The organism is Nostoc sp. C117 (assembly GCF_043099735.1).
Lineage (GTDB): Bacteria > Cyanobacteriota > Cyanobacteriia > Cyanobacteriales > Nostocaceae > Nostoc.
Window position 1 is genome coordinate 2,316,748 of record NZ_CP170991.1, and the last position, 19,092, is coordinate 2,335,839.

Annotated in this window: 11 protein-coding genes and 1 pseudogene; 5 read left to right on the top strand and 7 right to left on the bottom strand. The window is 41.3% G+C overall.

Going from position 1 to position 19,092, the window contains the following annotated elements; translation table 11 throughout:
- The first annotated feature begins 15 nt into the window (after positions 1–15).
- Positions 16–777: a Uma2 family endonuclease gene (locus tag ACFG4S_RS10595; RefSeq protein WP_392534754.1), complete on the top strand. Its 762-nt coding sequence runs from the start codon at positions 16–18 to the stop codon at positions 775–777.
- Between the two features lie 54 nt (positions 778–831).
- Positions 832–978 (top strand): hypothetical protein, encoded by a 147-nt coding sequence (locus tag ACFG4S_RS10600; RefSeq protein ID WP_392535957.1) that lies wholly within the window; start codon positions 832–834, stop codon positions 976–978.
- A 92-nt stretch (positions 979–1,070) separates the two neighbouring features.
- On the opposite strand, the gene ACFG4S_RS10605 is transcribed toward ACFG4S_RS10600, so the two are convergent.
- Positions 1,071–1,589 carry a hypothetical protein gene (locus ACFG4S_RS10605; protein WP_392534755.1) on the bottom strand — a complete coding sequence of 173 codons (519 nt, stop codon included), beginning with the start codon at positions 1,587–1,589 and terminating at the stop codon, positions 1,071–1,073.
- 315 nt (positions 1,590–1,904) lie between these two features.
- Between ACFG4S_RS10605 and ACFG4S_RS10610 the strand changes: the two genes are divergently transcribed.
- The gene (locus ACFG4S_RS10610) at positions 1,905–3,494 is read left to right on the top strand and encodes a glycoside hydrolase family 57 protein (RefSeq protein WP_392534756.1); all 1,590 of its coding nucleotides are present in this window, start codon (positions 1,905–1,907) and stop codon (positions 3,492–3,494) included.
- A 533-nt stretch (positions 3,495–4,027) separates the two neighbouring features.
- On the opposite strand, the gene ACFG4S_RS10615 is transcribed toward ACFG4S_RS10610, so the two are convergent.
- Positions 4,028–6,487 (bottom strand): filamentous hemagglutinin N-terminal domain-containing protein, encoded by a 2,460-nt coding sequence (locus ACFG4S_RS10615; RefSeq protein ID WP_392534757.1) that lies wholly within the window; start codon positions 6,485–6,487, stop codon positions 4,028–4,030.
- A gap of 333 nt (positions 6,488–6,820) precedes the next feature.
- Positions 6,821–7,786 (bottom strand): aldo/keto reductase, encoded by a 966-nt coding sequence (locus ACFG4S_RS10620; RefSeq protein ID WP_392534758.1) that lies wholly within the window; start codon positions 7,784–7,786, stop codon positions 6,821–6,823.
- A 328-nt stretch (positions 7,787–8,114) separates the two neighbouring features.
- Between ACFG4S_RS10620 and ACFG4S_RS10625 the strand changes: the two genes are divergently transcribed.
- A complete protein-coding gene (locus ACFG4S_RS10625) occupies positions 8,115–8,297 on the top strand; it encodes a hypothetical protein (protein WP_392534759.1) in 183 nt (60 codons plus the stop codon).
- A gap of 689 nt (positions 8,298–8,986) precedes the next feature.
- Here the strand turns inward: ACFG4S_RS10625 and ACFG4S_RS10630 are convergent.
- The 4 genes and pseudogenes from ACFG4S_RS10630 to ACFG4S_RS10645 all read right to left on the bottom strand — a co-directional run bounded on the left by ACFG4S_RS10630 (position 8,987) and on the right by ACFG4S_RS10645 (position 16,658).
- Complete coding sequence (locus tag ACFG4S_RS10630; RefSeq protein WP_392534760.1) at positions 8,987–12,916, bottom strand: beta strand repeat-containing protein; 3,930 nt, start codon at positions 12,914–12,916, stop codon at positions 8,987–8,989.
- Positions 12,917–13,592: 676 nt separating this feature from the next.
- Positions 13,593–13,769 (bottom strand): annotated as a pseudogene (locus ACFG4S_RS10635) (transposase); the annotation flags it as partial.
- Between the two features lie 99 nt (positions 13,770–13,868).
- The gene (locus ACFG4S_RS10640; protein ID WP_392534761.1) at positions 13,869–15,212 is read right to left on the bottom strand and encodes a pentapeptide repeat-containing protein; all 1,344 of its coding nucleotides are present in this window, start codon (positions 15,210–15,212) and stop codon (positions 13,869–13,871) included.
- A 507-nt stretch (positions 15,213–15,719) separates the two neighbouring features.
- Entirely contained in the window at positions 15,720–16,658 is a 939-nt protein-coding gene (locus tag ACFG4S_RS10645; protein WP_392534762.1) for a cation diffusion facilitator family transporter, read from the bottom strand.
- Between the two features lie 823 nt (positions 16,659–17,481).
- Between ACFG4S_RS10645 and ACFG4S_RS10650 the strand changes: the two genes are divergently transcribed.
- Complete coding sequence (locus ACFG4S_RS10650) at positions 17,482–19,023, top strand: pentapeptide repeat-containing protein (protein WP_392534763.1); 1,542 nt, start codon at positions 17,482–17,484, stop codon at positions 19,021–19,023.
- Positions 19,024–19,092 lie beyond the last annotated feature (69 nt).

A 19,092-nucleotide genomic window follows, 5' to 3' on the forward strand; every position in this document is an offset into this window, starting at 1 on the left:
AGAAAACTATATTGTATGTCTCAGCCCCTTGCTGCCACCCCTAGTTTACAAGATGTCACAGACAGTATAATTTTTCCACCAGGTGACATCTATAGTGACGAACCCCCCTTGGAATCTGATTTACACCGCGAACAAATCGATTTACTCATTCGCTTGATTAAATGGTGGTGGCGCGATCGCGAAGATTTTTATGCTACAGGTAATCTAACTATCTACTTCAGTCCTAACCAAAAAAAGTCAGAAGAATTTCGAGGCCCTGATTTTTTTGTGGTTTTAGATACCGAAAAAAAAGACCGTAAAAGCTGGGTTATGTGGCAAGAAAACGGCAAATATCCCAATGTGATTATAGAAATGTTATCTGATTCCACTGCCTCGGTTGATAAAGGTTTAAAAAAGCAGATATATCAGAACACATTCCGCACCCCTGATTACTTTTGGTTTGACCCAAATAACCTAGAATTACAGGGATTTCACATAGTTGAAGGGCAATATCAAGACATTATACCCACTGAGTCGGGTTGGTTGTGGAGTCAACAGTTAGGGCTGTATTTGGCAGTATATTTGGGCAAATTACGCTTTTTTACACCAGATGGACAGCTGGTGATGTTACCTGAAGACGAAGCAAACCAACAATTACAGGAAACAACCCAACAGTTACAGCAAACAAATCAACAGTTACAGCAAACAAACCAAGAGCTAGAACAAGAACGTCAACGGGCTGCAATATTGGCAGAACGCTTGCGAGCCGCAGGTATTGACCCTGAACAAATATTCTGAAAATAGAATTTCATCTCTAAACTATACTCATCCACAGGAGTCCAAGAATATTGGATTGCAAATTGGCAATTACAGCAGCTAGAAGTTTATCGCCCAGAAGCAGCCCAATTAAAACTGATAGCAATTTTGTTGGTTGATGACGAAATCAGATCGCCTCTGTTACCAGGTTTCGGCGTTCGAGTTGAGCGTTTTTTTGTATAGAAACAGTTGAGGAGTGGAGATAACCTCTGCCTCGTATCCGATTACCCCTGTCCTGCCGTTCCAACGAAATGTTGTACCGATGTTGGTTCCTCCTAGTCGCTCCATCTGTTTAGAATTGAGCGATATTCCGAATCTTTGTCGTCCATATCACCTAAATATATGCGGCAGTGTTTAGGAACAGCATCATAGGCTTGGCGCAAATACTCCTTATTTGCCTCGTTTGGCTCATGCTTATATTGTGTTAATGCCTGTCGGCAAATCTCTCCTGTTGTTAGCTGCCCATTGAGTCGTCGGATCTCGTCTTCAACTTCTTTAACAAACTCCTGTTCCTCAACTCTTGACTTCACTTGATGGGCGGTGAAATTAAGACCAGACACCATCATTGAGACTCTTACTCCTTCAGGCAGATGAGTTCTAACCCAACCGAGGCTCACCTTTTCTTTGAAACCATCAAAGTCAACCATCCCCCAGCAATCAATTTTGCCGTCTTTGTAGACCTTAATTTCAGTAACATAATAGTGGTCTCCATTGTTGATAAAGGCTTGCAGAAATACGCCAGGAATGTTTACGCCATCAACTATGCGATAGATCGTGTTAGAAGAGAAGGACATAACAAAAACTCATTATTATACAGTCTTAGCAAACAGTATGTACTGTACTCTTCTGTTTATCTCGGTAAGCCCCCTGAACACTTACCATCTGTGTAATGTTCAAATCACAAAATTTTGGGAAATACTGAGTTTACGTTTTTACGTGACAGTAAAAACACGCAGTGGAGGCACAACAATGTTGGCTGTACCCCTACAAACACTGTATTTAACTCATATTGAAAACTACTCTTACGATCCCCATAAAGTCTTAAAATATTGTTAATTTCAGCCAAACCTCTCAACCTTCAACTTACAAGTATCACCCCAAAAATCACTATGGCTATCGGCTACGTCGCGCTTGTACTCCACGCACATCTGCCCTTCGTTCGTCACCCGGAAAGTGATTACGTGCTGGAGGAAGAATGGCTCTATGAAGCCATCACAGAAACTTACATTCCCTTATTGAAAGTATTTGAAGGCTTAAAGCGAGACGGTATCGACTTTAAAATCACGATGAGTATGACACCCCCTCTAGTGTCAATGCTTCGCGATCCGCTGCTGCAAGAACGCTATGATGCTCATTTAGCCCAGCTAGAAGAACTTATAGAACTAGAAGCAAAACATAATGTCAATAACGGGCATCTTCGTTATTTAGCTGAACATTATGCTGCTGAGTTTAACGAAGCCCGTCAGCTATGGGAACGCTACAACGGCGACTTGGTGACAGCTTTTAAGCAGTTCCAAGACAGTAATAATCTGGAAATTATTACTTGCGGCGCTACTCACGGCTATTTACCGTTGATGAAAATGTATCCCCAAGCCGTGTGGGCGCAAATTCAGGTAGCCTGTGAACACTACGAACAAACCTTTGGACAAGCACCGAGAGGTATTTGGTTACCCGAATGCGCCTACTATGAAGGTTTAGAGCGAATGCTAGCAGATGCTGGGTTACGCTATTTCCTTACTGACGGGCATGGCATACTTTACGCCCGTCCCCGTCCGCGCTTTGGTACTTATGCCCCAATTTTTACTGAAACTGGCGTTGCTGCCTTTGGCCGAGATCATGAATCTTCCCAACAGGTATGGTCTTCTGAGGTAGGCTATCCTGGGGCGGCAGAATATCGAGAATTTTACAAAGATTTGGGCTGGGAAGCGGAATACGAGTACATCAAGCCTTACATTATGCCCAATGGCCAACGCAAAAATACGGGCATTAAGTATCATAAAATTACTGGACGTGGTTTAGGGCTGTCAGATAAAGCGCTCTACGATCCCTATTGGGCTAGGGAAAAAGCAGCAGAACACGCTGCTAACTTTATGTATAACCGAGAACGGCAATCGGAAAATCTGTATAATATAATGCAGCGTCCGCCAATTATTGTTTCGCCTTATGACGCAGAGTTATTTGGACATTGGTGGTATGAAGGTCCTTGGTTCATCGATTACCTATTCCGCAAGTCGTGGTATGACCAAGGAACCTATGCAATGACCCATTTAGCAGACTATTTGCGGGATCAGCCAACTCAGCAAGTCTGTCGTCCTTCGCAATCAAGTTGGGGTTTCAAGGGTTTCCACGAATATTGGTTGAATGAAACGAACGCCTGGATTTATCCGCATTTGCACAAAGCTGCTGAGCGAATGATTGAAATATCTCACCTGGAGCCAGAGGATGAGTTGGGGTGGAAAGCCTTGAACCAAGCAGCACGAGAATTGTTATTAGCACAATCTTCTGACTGGGCTTTTATTATGCGGACGGGAACGATGGTACCCTATGCAGTTAGACGGACGCGATCGCACCTGATGCGGTTTAATAAGCTCTATGAAGACGTTAAAGTTGGTAAAGTTGATAGTGGTTGGCTGGAAAAAGTCGAATTAATGGATAATATCTTCCCCGAAATCAACTATCGCGTCTACCGTCCATTATAGTCTCGCAAAAATAATCAACAGCAGTAAGGTGGGCAATGCCCACCTTATATTAGTTAAAGAGAAATTCCAAATCGCGTGAGCCGTAGGCATCGCTTTGATTAAGCATCTGATGAGGTAAAGGAACGTTAATTCAATTTTGATCTATTTCCCGTTAAAATCCCCAATAACGATCCCATTTGAGCAGGATGAGAGTCGGGTGTTTGTGCTGACTATTGCTGGCGAGACAATTGGCTAGACTGTTCCAAATTGGGAGTTTTGTACGCTAACAAATCAGAGAAATCGCTAAAAGCCTTGCCATTAAAGATTTTTGGCGTTCAACTTTCAAGGAATTTTTTAACGATCATTGGTCTTAAATACAAACAAATTCATTGGGTTTACATTTGCTGAAACTATTGATATTTAAGGGTTTCAAATTTTTGAGGTTTTCTTAGCGTACAAATTTCCCGTTTCGGTACAGTCTAGCCGTTCACCGCCGTCGCCTAGAGTTTGGATCAGTCCCCAAATTAATTTCCCGTTTTGGTACAGTCTAGCCATTAATTTTGAGTCACCGCAGCACAGGTTAATGCTTGTTGCACTCTAGGAGGAGATTTATCTGCAAATATCTCGATTTTACCGTCAGCATTACGTCGCCAACCTGTGGCTGGCACAAGCACCTCTAGAGATTTGGGTATTTGTGCTTGTACTGTCTGTGTATTGCGGTAGGCAGAGATATCACGCACATCAGACCAAGTGCGATCGCTCCTCACTTCCTGCGTTGGATTTTGCGGTATTCCACCCCGACCGGTTGCCACAAAACTACTACCAGTATTATTAGAACAACCTGTAGCAATTTGTTGTGATGAGTCTGTTAAGTTTACGGGCAATTCCACTAAACCAGAACTGGAGTCAACTCCAAAATTATTGATATCTACCGTACCGTTAATACCAAATTCGGAACTAGCAGTAATATCACTTTCAGGAGTCAGTTGGTTGCTGTATTTGAGTCCAAATATGCCTTGGGTAGTGATGTTGATGTTACCGCCCTTACCTTGGAATGCGTTGGCGACGATATCACTGTTTTCTAAACCCAGGATAATGGGGGAATTGATGGTAATATTACCACCATTACCGGTGCCTCCAGCCGTGGCGATAATATTGCTACCGTGGCGCAAGATTAAGGCATTAGATTGCAGATTAATTCCACCGCCTTTTCCTGAGTTTGTGGTTGCCGAAATTGTGCCAGAGCGATCGAGGGCGATCGTGTCTGCATTGATGTAGAGGTTGCCGGCATTCCCAACCCCTTGGTTGGCGACTCGCACCAGACCCCCATCCGTAATCTGCAAGCTTGGGGTATTAATTACCAAATCACCTGAATTGCCTGTAGGCAAACCCGATAGTCCAACTGATTTCAGAAAGGCAGCAGATTGCTTTGGCGCACCGGAGCCAATCCGACTTGGCACTCCCGATGCGTTACCACTGACAATAATTTGCTCTGAAGCATTGATTTGCAGGATTCCGGCATTGCCCTGGCCAAAGGTGTTGGTCGAAAGAGAGCCGGAATCCAGCACCCTCAATGTGGATGTATTGATGGTCACTTGCCCCACATTTCCTCGGTTAAAGCTGGTGGCTCCGAGAAAGCCAGAAGTGCCAGAGGGGTTGGGAATATATCCACTGAGTTCGATAAAATCAGTGGCATTGATCGTACTATTTCCTGTTGTTCCAGCGCCAAAAGTGGCATTCGTAAGCTGCCCCCCTCTTTGTATGCTCAATTGCTGTGTCGTGAGTTGAACATCACCACCCCGTCCAGCCCCATCCGTTTCGGAACCGATGTCGCTGTTATTACTGATATTCAAAGGTGAAAATCCAACGATCTGAATCCCATCCGCCGCGACTGAGATATTTCCTGCCCTTCCCGATCCCAAAGTACGGGTATAAGCTTCTGCGCCATCTTGGACTAGTACTTGTGGTGCAGTAATTACCAGATTGCCACCAGCACCTTTGGTGGTATCGGTAAACAACATGCTTCGGGCAAATCCATAGGTGCCTATCCCACTCACTTCCAAGAACTCACTGGCATTGACCGTAATATCCCCAGAAACTTGATTTCCCTCGTTGATTAATAAAGCTACAGAACCATCATTTACCCTAATATTTCTGCCTTGGAGGTGAATCGAACCAGATGGCGCACCACTGGCGTTGGCAAGGGCTTGACGCGAAAATCGGATATCGCCGTACTGCGTTAGTGTGCTGTAGTCTAAATTCCAGTCAGGGGATGTCGTGGTGAGATTAACGGTTCCGGCTTTGGCGCTACTAAGTTCTAGGTGGCCTGATGGAGCGCTGAGAATCCCACCATCTAACACTATATCTCCCCCTACCAATGCTAGGGTTTGACCGGGAGCCACTTGCAAGCCCAAGGGAGTTGTGCCCATCTGCACCGGACTACTCTGCTGAATTAATAAGCGGTGTCCAGTATTTTGGACAGTAATTATTCCTGGTGTTTGTCCCATTTGCAGTCCCATCGGCACACTTATTGTCAACAACGGTGTCGCAGTCGGATTCACTGCACTAAATTCCGTCCCATCACTAAACTTAATACTATTCGCCGTTGTCCCCAGAAACGAGCCGCCAATATCCAAGCGGGCATTTGCCCCAAACACAATCCCCGCAGGATTCATCAAAAACAAACTTACTGGGTTACTACTATTAAGCGTGCTAATTAACCCATCAATATTAGAGACATTTCCAGCAGTAACCCGACTAAATATAGTTGTAATATTTGGCGTGTTAATTAAATCAAAAGTTGCTGAACCACCCGTAGGCACAGAGAAATTACTGAAGCTATGAAATAAATTATTACCTTTATTTATACCATTAAGAATATTAAAATTATTACCACTTTGGTTGACTTGGGTGTTAGTTGTCCCATCAGATGTCACCTGAGCTGTAGCTGGTAACAGCATTCCCGAAGTGAAGAACCCAGTTGTTAATATCAATAGAAAGGGTACAATTCTCATCACTACAAACTTCCTTAACCTGATTTGTAGTTATAATTCCCTAGAGAGCCAGTCCACTAATAGGCTAGACTGTACCGAAACAGGAAATTTGTACGCTAAGAAAACCTCAAAAACCTGAAAACCTTAACTATCAATAGTTTCATCAATTGTCATCTGAATGAAATTTTTTGTATTTAAGACCAATGATGATTGAAAAATTCCTTGAGAATTTGACGCTAAAAGTCTTTAATAGTAAGGCTTTTGACCATTGCTCTCATTTCTTAGTGTACAATTCTTCTATTTCGGTAAAGTCTAGCCAATAACTGTTAACTGTTGACTGACAAGGTAGCCGTACTAGTTGTTTGAAGAACTGGCTTGATTGAGAAGGTCAATAGCATCTTGGTCGAGATTTATATTGACAGCTTTGATGATATCGTTGAGTTGCTCAACCTTAGTTGCACTAACAATAGGAGCAGTAATGGTAGGATTAGCTATGAGCCACGCCAGCGAAACTTGGGTGGGAGTAGAATTATAAGCCTTTGCCACTTGATCAATTGCCTCTAGAATTCGTAAACCACGAGGGTTTAAATATCTTTTTACAGAACTACCACGGAGACTAATAGACAAATCTTTTTCTGAGCGATATTTACCAGAAAGAAAGCCACTGCACAGAGAGGAATAGCTAATCACACCAATTTCTTGTTCTTGGCAGATTTGTTGTAAATCCTGCTCATAACCATCTCGGTCATACAAGTTATAACGGGGCTGAAGGCTTTCGTAGCGAGGATAGCCATGTTGACGGCTAATTTCTAATGCCTGTAATAAACGCTCTGCACTATAATTTGAAGCACCAATCGCACGTATTTTTCCCTGAGGAATCAATTCTGCGTAGGTTTCAAGAGTTTCTTCAAGTGGAGTACTTTCATCGTCGATATGCGATTGATATAGATCGATATAATCAGTTTGTAATCTTTGCAATGAGTCTTCAACAGCTTGTTGGATGTGTTTGCGAGAAAGCCCTTTGCCTTTAACACCCATGTCATTGCCAACCTTAGTGGCAATCACCACTTGGTGACGATGACCACGCTGCTTGAGCCATTTTCCTAAAATTGTCTCCGACTCTCCACCCTGATTCCCAGTAACCCATTTGGAATAAACATCAGCTGTATCAATAAAATTACCTCCAACTGCTATAAAGTGATCTAAAATCTCAAATGAACTATTTTCATCAATAGTCCAGCCAAACACGTTGCCACCAAAAGATAGTGGCGATACTTCTAATCCTGAACGTCCAAGTTTACGTCTTTGTGTAATGACCATAAGTTTTTTCTCAAGACAGTTTTGGAATTACTTCTGCCAACTATGACTTTATAAAAAATACAATATGCTATTTAAAATGCGATAAGGCTATCGAGAAACAGTATTTTAAGAGGCACACGTAGATTATCATGGAAAATCATCCAAAATCAAGTCTTCTTATCGTAATGGTCAAATACCTCTGCCAATCCAAGAGACAACTTTTAGCAAGCGTTCGTTAAGCACGTCCAATAATGGGCGGTTGTTACACACACCAGTCTGATTGCTATTAGTGAGAATGTAGTGGTGCAATATATTGCACTGTTACAAAAGCTAAATACAGAGGTAAACTATGTTTCCTTTTTGGGGTAATCCTTGTTATGGAAGCGAACCCATTTCGCACAAAACTAGCTTAGAGCGGAAATTAAAATTCTTGATCTGGCTGCGAGATGATTTAGAGTCAAAACTGGCTGGCATCAATGCTTCTATTGAGACCATTCGGCAGCAAATAGAACGTTCAGACTCAGCTGTTTAGAACTTAGTTCTTGCAGACATTTGTACTTAAGCTGATTGTAAATATGAAAGTGACTGGGAGCTGTACATAGGCTACAAAGCGTGTTGTAGTCATTTGTGCAGCACTCTGTCACTTTCATAGCGCACAAAAAACGAAGCCCAGTTTTTTGTGCTGGTGACTAGCAGAGTTGATTAATATCTGGAAGTTAGAGTCGTAATCGTCTGAAAGTGCCAAAACTTATAGAAATGAAAAATATTATCTCGATTGTTTGGAATAATTGGTTAAAACGGGACAAAGACTCTGTTTTACTATTTGACTCAATTGTGCCCTAATGCTTAATGGTAAATGGGATGGCTGCAATGGTGTAATCATAGCTTCCGGTGATGAGGTAGCTGTTAACACTGCTGCCAAGCTATTAGAATCTACAACGATAAACCCTACCATCCCATTACCTTGTTATCAAAACTTTTGATTAAATCGGGAATGCAGCCATTTGTTGACTTTATGCTCTATATCGGTTGCCGCATTTCCATACTAAACCTTGCATTTGTTTGGAAACTTTTTCGCCTACTGGTTTAGCCATACAAATCATCCAATGTTTCTGTTGTCAGCGATCGCCACCTTCAATAGATTGAATTTTAGACCTGTCCAGCTGCTAACACTAGGTCTGCGGTCAAATCCAGCACACGAAAACTCAACGATTACTACCTTTAAACAACCACAAAATTGTTGTTGGTTAATGATAAGCCTGTAGATAGTTGTGCAAATTGTACTTGAGTGAACGCACCTGCACTACCATCAGAGTCAAAGAACAATGCACCTGTAGTCGAGTTATAAATAAATCGCTGACTACTTGTGGTTGCAGATGTTCCAATGGTAAACTGACTCGCCTGAAGTGAGCCTGTTGATAAGCCGCCACCAAAATTAAAACCATATACCTGGATTAGTTCATTAGTAGCGTTGAAGTCATAAATAGTGTCAACACCCCCATTGTAATTATAGAAACCAAAGGTATCGATACCAGCTCCTCCAAAAAGGCTATCATTACCGTTTCCACCATTAAGGGTATCATTGCCATTGCTCCCAACAATCGAGTCATTATTGTCCGTACCTGAGATATTTAATTGTTCGATATTATTGTAGTTAACCTGATACATACCCACTGTAATTGAGCCAGTGTTAGTAGTAGCATTGAATGTCGAAGTAATTCCCCCGGCAGTAAAGTTGTAAATAGTCAACAACGAATCATCACCATTACCTCCATCTACTGTTTGAATCACTAAATCAGGTAGCTCAGTATCTACGGAATTAGTGATTATATCGAAGGAATCATTGCCATCGCCCCCAGAGAGGAGATTATCGCCTGTTGAACTGCTAACGCTCAAATTATCGTCACCAGCACCTCCATTGAGGGTATTATTACCAGAGGGACGAGAGTCGGAGTAGTCATAGGAGGCGTAGTAGTTGTAGTCGCCAGTAAGGTCAAGATAATCATTGCCATCGCCCCCAATAAGCAGGTTATTACCTTTTGAACCGCCAGCTTTCAATGTATCGTCACCTACACCTCCATCGAGAGTGTTATTGCCTAAAGTGCGATAGTCGGAGGTGGAGTAAGATTGGCTGGAGTAGCCGCCAAAGATATCTAGATAATCATTGCCATCGCCGCCAAAGAGCAGATTATTGCCTTTTGAACCGCTAGCACTCAAGCTATCGTCACCTATACCTCCATTGAGGGTGTTATTGCCTAAAGAGCGAGAGTCGGAGGAGTAGTCACCGTTGGTGTAGTAAACGCCAGAGATGTCTAGAGAATCATTGCCATCGCCGCCAAAGAGCAGGTTCTTGCCTGTTGAAGCCACAGCAGTCAATGTATCGTTACCTGCACTTCCATTGAGAGTATTATTGCCTGTTGAACCTCTAGCACTCAATACATCGTCACCAACACCACCATCAAGGCTATTGTTTCCCGCACCGCCAATGAGAGTATCATTTCCCGCACCGCCAATGAGAGTATCATTTCCAGCATTACCTCTCAAAAGATCGTTACCACTTAAGCCGTTGATGATATCGTCACCCCCCTGACCATTCACCACATCATTGGAGTTGTCAAAACCCGTAATGTTGTTGTTGAGGTCATTGAGGAAGGTAACAGTATTCCTGTTCAACAGGCTAGTTTGAGTGGAATTAGCATCAAACACATCAATACTCTTGCTGATGACGGTTTGCCCAGTAAACAAAATATTCTCACTATCAAGGTTTTCTAGTTGGAAATTTTGGAGAATGACTTTGCCAGTACTGTTATTAAATAAATCTTCAAAGGTGATTTCTAAATTGCTAGTGTTTTGAGTTAATTGGAGATTTTGAGCATTGAATAGAGGGAAGCTACTGTTATCTATAAATTGCAAAGTGTCTAAGGATGCACCAAAATCTGTGATTATATCAGTACCGATTTCATAGCCGCTCTCTAACAAGTCGTAAACAAATTTATCATTGCCGGAACCACCAGTTAAGGTGTCGTTACCCTTCCCACCTTTTAGGACATCATTACCTGCACCGCCAATAATCGTATCATTACCGTCATAACCCCCAAAGAGCGTATCGTTGCGATCGTTTCCTACAATATAGTCATCGAAGACTGTACCTGAGATATTTAATCGTTCGATATTCTTGTAACTAACCCGATTACTGTCTGCCGTAATTACTCCAGTGTTAGTAGTGGCATTGTATGTCGTTGCAATACCTGTTGTATTACTGGTGTAATCGACGGACAGCACATCGTCACCTTGACCGCCATCTATCGTGTCTTTGCCACTATAGCCTGTTGAGAGCGTATCATTGCCATTGTTGCCCACAATCTTGTCATCGTAGGCTGTACCTAAGATGTTTAATCGTTCGATATTCTTGTAGCTAACCTGATAAGTACCTGCGGTAATTGAGCCAGTATTAGTAGTGGCATTGAATGTTGTTGTGATTTTTTCTGTAGCACTACTGTAGTCAATAAACACTACATCGTCACCCTTACCCCCATCTATCGTATCTTTGCCACCATTGCCTGTGGAGAATGTATCGTTGCCATTGCTCCCCAAAATGTTGTCATTGTACTGTGTACCTAAGATATTTAATCGTTCGATATTTTTGTAGTTAACTTGATACTTACCTGCTGTAATGACTCCAGTATTAGCAGTGGCATTGTATGTTGAAGTAATTCCTTGGCTAGCAATGCTGCCATCGACAGACAACAAATCGTCATCTTTTCCTCCATCTACTGCTTGAGTTACTAAATTACCCGAGGAAAAAGTATTTAGATAAAAGGAATCATTGCCATCGCCACCAGAGAGTATGTTCTTGCCTGTTGAATACTCAGCACGCAATGTATCATTACCCGCACCACCGTTGAGAGTGTTATTACCTGAGGTGGGAGCGTAATAATCTCCACCACTGGTTCCGATGACGTAGCCAGAGACGGAGAGTAAATCATTGCCATCGCCACCAGAAAGTATGTTCTTGCCTGTTGAATACTCAGCAAGCAATGTATCATTCCCAGTACCACCGTTGAGGGTATTATCACCTGAGGAGCTAAAACTATAGTACGCTCTATAACCATCAACCCCAGAGACAGAGAGCAAATCATTGCCATCGTCCCCAGACAGGAATCTATTGCCTTTTGGAGTCAGAGCAAGCAATGTATCGTCACCAGCGCCACCGTAGAGGGTGTTATTGCCTGAGGTTGCAATATAGCCGTATCCGTAGTCACTACTTAGGTAAGAGGCGTCAACAATATCATTCCCATCGCCACCAAAAAGTAAGTTATTACCTTGTGAACCCTGAGCGCTCAATGTATCTTTACCAGCACCACCGTAGAGGATGTTATCACCTGTTGAAGAGTCAACTCTCAAGCTATCGTCACCAGCACCACCAACAAGGGAGTTATTGCCACTAACCTCAACGAGGGTGTCATTTCCCAGACCGCCAATGAGAGTATCATTCCCCGCACCACCACGCAGCAAGTCGTTGCCACTTAAGCCATCGATTTTGTCATTACCCCCCTGACCATTGATGACATCATCTGAGTTATCTAAACCTGTAATGTTGTTGTCTAGGTCATTGAGAAAGGTGACTGTGTTCTTGATGCCGATGCTCGTATCGGTAGAATTAGCATCTAGAACATTAAAGCTATCGGTAATGGTAGTTTGCCCATCAAAGATAATATTGCCAATAGCTGGCCTACTACCAGAAGCTCTCAAGTTATCCAAATCTTCTAGTTTGAAGTTTTGCAAGATGACTTTTTTAGTAACTGGCCCAAAAACTCTCCTTTCAAAGGTAATTTCTAAGTTTGTGCCATTTTGGGTGAGTAGCATATTTCGTGCAGTCAACCCTTCCCCATTAAATTGGATGGTATCAACTTCAGCAATGACTGCTGCTGTTGGGTTTGTTCCTTTACCTACACCACCGAAATCAGTAATAATATCAGTCTCATCAGTACTGCTATCGTAAAAAAATCTATCCTTGCCGCCCCCACCTGTTAAGGTATCTTTGCCTCCCTGACCATTAATGACATCATTCCCAGCTTTGCCATTAATTGTGTCGGCGTCGCTACTACCATTTAGGGTATCGTTTGCGTTGGTTCCAATGATATTTGACATAACTTTTTCCTACCTGAATCGATTTTTGCGGTAAATGAAGTTCTCAATTTGCTGTGAGTGCTGTTTGAGCGCAGAAAATTACGCCGAAAGCATCATATTTCGGCATACCTTATATCACGTCGGAAAATTAGAACTTTTTGATGAAAAATCTGCTTTTAAGTTGCTTGCAAGTAGTATTTATCCAACTATTGAGGGCTATCTACGTCTTAAGCACCGTACACACTTGTGAGGATGTACATTCACAAAAACAACTAGTTTCAGGCTTGTTTTAAGTATTTTTCTTCAATAGTTTTGTTAAGCATTTAGCCTCAACATTACTGAAAAACGCTTGAAAAGCCAAGCTCGAATGTCCCAAACCAAAATTTGATAATTTGGTTGGGCGAATGCTTAAGTCGTACTAGTTTGAAAATAGGGAACACTTGACAAGAATAGGATAAATAATCTCTATGCCTTTTTTGTAGGCGAATGCCCTTGGGTATTTGGCTTACAAATAGGAAATATATTCAGATAACATCATACTAAATCAATCTAGAGTATTTACTTAGATTTAGACGGATATCTTTGCAGATTCTTTATATTAGTTGCTAACAAATCTATACATAAGCACTTGCTAATTGCTCTAAGATTGCATAAGTTTCTGGAATTTTGTTTGAGAAAGCACTTTTACTGCTCCCACTCGGAAGTCCCCAAACCGTTCAGGTAAGTCTCGCCACCGGATACCTGCTCGGTAGCGATATAACACGGCTTCCACGAACGACCGATTGTCTTTCGCTGTTCCACCGACATGACCTTCTCTTCCTGGCAATAGGTCTTTGAGGCGCTCCCACTGGTCTTGCCGGACAAGCCAAAACAGAACTCGCTTGTTTTGGAAATAAAGCTATGCCTTTAATTGCGATCGCAGATTACATTACCTGATGACTGATGACCGTCAAAGTATTTAAATTTAGTATAATTATCGTCCCAATTTATTAGGAATACCTTCACAACCATCAGGAATAGTACCTCTAGTTTTTTCGCCACCCCAAGCGCAACAGTAGTTACGTGTAGACTCAGACATGCGTTGCACATTGCTGAAATCGGCATTTTCCACCACAGCGCCAGTTTGTTCGCCTGTTTGATAATCTGGTGGTTCAGTGCGACTGCGGGGTGATGCTTTATCTACTACACCATAGAATAAGCGAATCCCGTTGATGTCAGCACCATTGAGATTAGCACCATATAAAATTGTGCGCGAGAGGTTGGCTTTTACTAAATCACAACCGCCCAGGTTGGCGCGGACAAGATTAGCTTCGCTGAGGTCAGTCCAACGCAAATCTGTACCAGAAAGGTCTGCTGCGGCTAGCATTACGCCTAAATCGATGACGCGCACACCTTCGAGACGGTCTTCTGCATATCCGCCAGTTCCATCAAGAATGGCTCGACCTAATAAGCGATCGCGTTTGAGAGGTGACAATAATTTGGAACGTGAGAGAAACCTAAGAATTTTCGCTTTACCGCTACCATCAACACTACTTAAAATTGCCGCAGTACGTCCTTCTGCGATCGCCCTTTCTTGAGGCCAATCTTCTAATAATCCTTCTTCATCTAATACCAAATCTGAAACACCCTGAAAATAGGAATCAATCGTCTGTTGCTGGGTGATAATATTTTGCTGAACTGTCAGCATATTTTGCTGAATTGTCAAGTCTTTGGAAATGACATATTGTCGCCAAGCTACGTAAACAGCGATGATGGCGATGAGAATTTGCCCCAAAGCGCCAAACCAGTCTGCAAGGCTACCAGCAGTGTCCCAGTTAATCTGGCGTCCTAAAAGCAGCAAGCGATCACCTATACCTGTAAACCGGATCAAACCGATGATGGCTATGATTAATCCGAAAAAGCCAACAAACAGCGTCCGTTCTAAGGGTGAAAACCACTCCTCAAAAACTTCGAGTAACCAAGGCAATAATATCGCTAAGGATAACAGCAAAGTTACCAAGGTTCCCGCTATGCCGACGATCCAGTTATTCAAGATAACTCCAATGAGAGTGGAAGCGATCGCTACAAAGATTAGCAGCAATGCCCTTGGCTTAACTGTAAATTGCTTGGTAATGCGTTGCTTGAAGTCAGAACGGGCTTGTTGCAGAGTCGTTGTATTTTGCGGAGATTGCAAAGCTGATAAGGCTTTTTGTGTCGCTAGTGCTTCTGAGTTTAGGTGATTCTCAGTTACACCACCATCAAAGTCATCTGGTTGCAAGTCGTTTTTTGGGATAGGTTCTGGGGTTGGTAGATTTGAGGAATTCGATTCAATCGTCATGTCTTCTATTTTGCCCCAGCAGACTCAGTTCAATATCTGTTTTATCAGAAATTGCCCAAAATTCTATAGGACTGCTATCTGATTTTTGAAAAAATCTCCGTACATCTGAAGAGTATCAAAATCGAAGGAAGTGTATCGAATAAACCACTCAAACAGTTTGTCTTTTACCCTCCATCCCCTCTAATACCGTTTCACTTTAAGATTGATACAGATTCTTGCAGGGGGAGCAGGAGGTTCTCCTTGAGTTGAACCTTGCTGACCAAATTCGTTACTCAAACTGGAATCTAATGATTGATTTGTTGCCTGAATATTCACAAGGAATCAAAGAATCGTCAAGATCGGTCTGTGATTGATTTTTTGTATAAGCTCTAATTGCTGCTTCTAATAATCATCTTTCTCGCTCTTCTTTGCTTCCCCAATATTAGACCTGAATCCTTACGAATCTCCTGCAAATAAAAGTTTTAGTTGACATTAGTCCCGCTGCACCGAATTCAAAATTATGACCGGCTAAAGGTTTGAGCGGGATTGATTGGCAAACAACATTAAGGCTAAATCCTGATTTAGTAATGGATTAATGGAAGCTTCTGGGAGAGATTTATCGCTACTGAGTTGTAAAGTTATGTCTGTAATTCCAAAACTTTTTTGTAGATGAATTTGCAATTTTTGCAACAGGCGATCGCGTTCATGAATAGTTGCACATTCCACGGTTAAATTCGCGCATAGCATCACACTATTAGAACTAATTTTCCAAATATGTAGTTTCTCTACTTGCAATACATTTGGAAAAGATTTAATAGATATATTTACTTCATCTGGATTAATGGATTCCGGCGCATATTCCAAAAATATGTTTAGGCTTTCTTTTACTAAAGGGAAAGCACTTAAACCAATAAAAATAGCAACTAGGAAACTAATAACAGCATCCGCCCACCACCAATGGCAAATATGAACTAATAAGGCCGCAATAATTACACCCACAGAACTGACAGTATCAGCAATTACGTGTAAAAATACTCCTTGTAGATTTAAATCGTTATGAGTGTGGGGATGAAGCAATTTCATGCTAAATATATTAACGATTAAACCCAAAAATGCAATGAACAACATTGGTAAACCCAAAATTGGTTCTGGATTTTGCCAACGATGGATTGCTTCCCAGAGAATAAAGCTAGCGATCGCTATTAAACTAAACCCATTAATTAAAGCTGCAAGCACTTCCAAACGCTGGTTGCCAAATGTTGCCTTACTTTTAGCAGGTTGTTGGGCAAAAAAAGTTGCAAATAGCGATATCAATAACGCTAATACATCAGCAAGAATATGTCCTGCATCTGCTTGTAAGGATAAACTTTTGCTCCACAAGCCTACACTCCATTCTGCAACCAAAAAACACGCTAGTAAATACACTGCTATCCACAAAAGTTTAGACTTTTGCTGACGTGCAATCATTTTATGAGACTCATCTGCACAAGAACATCCACACCATTTAAGTGACAGCATTAGGAAAAAATCTTAATGTTTTCAAAGTAATTTCAACTAGAAACTACATCTTTTTATTTTCAGTTTATTAATAGATAAACGTTAGTGTGGAAAAAGGATTGCTGTTTAACAATACCTCGATAGCTTGGTTAACTTCTGTTTAAATTCCCAAAAATATTTTAGCTAAACCTCGTCCATCTTGAAACCTGTAGTTCTTCTCGGATGAAAAAGATTTGCCCTCATCCCCAACCCCTTCTCCCATATCTGGGATTCGGGGAGCTAGAATTTCAAAGTCCCTCTCCCAGATCTGGGAGAGGGATTTAGGGTGAGGGCGAAAACTACGGTTCTCAACTTAGATGAGGTTTAATCTGATTGCTAACGCTATAATAGCGCTTTAAATATTAATTTGAGGCAGTTTATGCAACTTCAATAGAGTTTGCAGCGCGGTCAAACTTTAACAAACACAGTTTAAATATAGTAACTTACGCTAAAGTACCGTAAGTTTACTGAAAATAAAAAATTATATAGCACTAGTATTTGATTTTGTAGATGCTAGCTGTGTGCCTCATACTGTGGTTAATTATTTCTTTGTGTACCTGATGTGAGAAACGCAATGCTATATGGTTGGCGGTGTCAAGTTTTTATCTAGGTTGCACTACTGAATTGCGATCGCTCCATTCTGCATATTCTCACTATCTGGTAATTTTTCTGTTATGTATTGATAAAGTTATACTAACATAGATTAATCTCTGATTAAACTACTTACAAACAAATCGCATATCTAAATTAAGTAATGGCGTCAAGGCAAATATCTCGAAAGACGATAACATTTTTAACACTACTAGCGGTAGTTTTTACTGTTGTAGTGTTGCTGTGGTTTAACTTTCAACCATCCTCACAAACCCCAAAAACAGCAGAAGCAAACTCTAAAAACACTTTACCTCCAGAAGCTTGGCGAAATACTCAATTACTCCGTACCATTGCTGAACCTTCCAGCGGTAGTCAGTGGATTACTTCCCTAGCAATTAGCTCCGATGGCAAAATCCTTGTGAGTGGTAGCGACGATCCCAAGGTGAAAGTTTGGAGTTTGGAAAATGGTCAACTTCTCAACACCCTCTCTCAACACTCTGCTTCTATCAAATCTGTTGCTATTAGTCCTGATGGCAAACAAATCGCCAGTGCTAGTGAAGATAAAACAGTAAAACTATGGGAATTAAACACAGGAAAGCTGCTACATAATTTTGATACTTATACAAATGAGGTTAAGTTTATTGCATTTAATCCTGACAATAAAACGTTAATTAGTGTGAACGATGAAAATCAACCTAATGCTGACAAAAAAACTAAAAAAACTATTAAAATTTGGGACTTAAATACTCAAAAACTAGTTACAACTTTGTCTGGAGGTACAGGAACAGTTAATGGTGTTTCCTTTAGTCCCCAAAAGCAGATATTAGCCATTGGCAGTGATGAAGCTAACACAGTCGATCTCTGGGACTTAAAAAATAAAAGACAATTAAATACTCTAACGACACAATCCCCCAAAGTAATCGAAATTGCCATAAGTAATGACGGTCAAATGTTAGCTGATAGCGGAAACTTTGGTAGCTTAGAACTGTGGAATTTGAATTCTGATAAAGTGAAGATTCCTTTTGTAGGTGAAGATACTCAAAAGAACCATACTCTATCAGGAAATAACGGTACTATTGATACTATCGCTTTTAGCCCAGATGGTAAAACTCTTTTCACTGGTTCTAGGGATTTGACAGTGAAGATGTGGAACATCAGTAACGGGGACTTGATTCGGGTTCTCAAAAATCATGCTGCTTGGGTGGAAGCGATCGCTATTACTCCTGATGCTAAGACTCTTGTTACTGGTAGTGCATTAGGCGAAATCAAACTTTGGCAAGCTTCTTCTCAAGCAGATACAGTGAGAAAAGAAGTAGCTGAAAATGTCAGAAAATTGTTAGGAACTAAAGATTGCCAAGAATGTAATCTCAGTGGTGGAGATCTAAGAAATTTCAACTTAAATGAAGTTGATCTGCGATGGGCTAATCTTAGTGGTGCCAATCTCAGCGGTACTAATCTTAGTGGTGCCAAATTACAAAATGCTATTCTATTTGACACTAATCTCAAGGATGCAAATCTAGAAAATGCCAATCTGGAAGGCGCAAATTTGCAAAAAGCCAATCTGGAAGATGCCAAATTACAAAATACTAAACTGGCTGGGACAATTATGCCTAATGGCAAACTAAATCAGCAAGAAAATAAGATAGAAAGTGTCAAGTCAATTGAGCCAATAAAACCTGATGTAAACAATAAAAAAGCCAAATAAATAGGAAAACTCAACTAGATAAGGAATAAAAAACCTAGCTAGATAATTTACACAACAATAAATTTAACT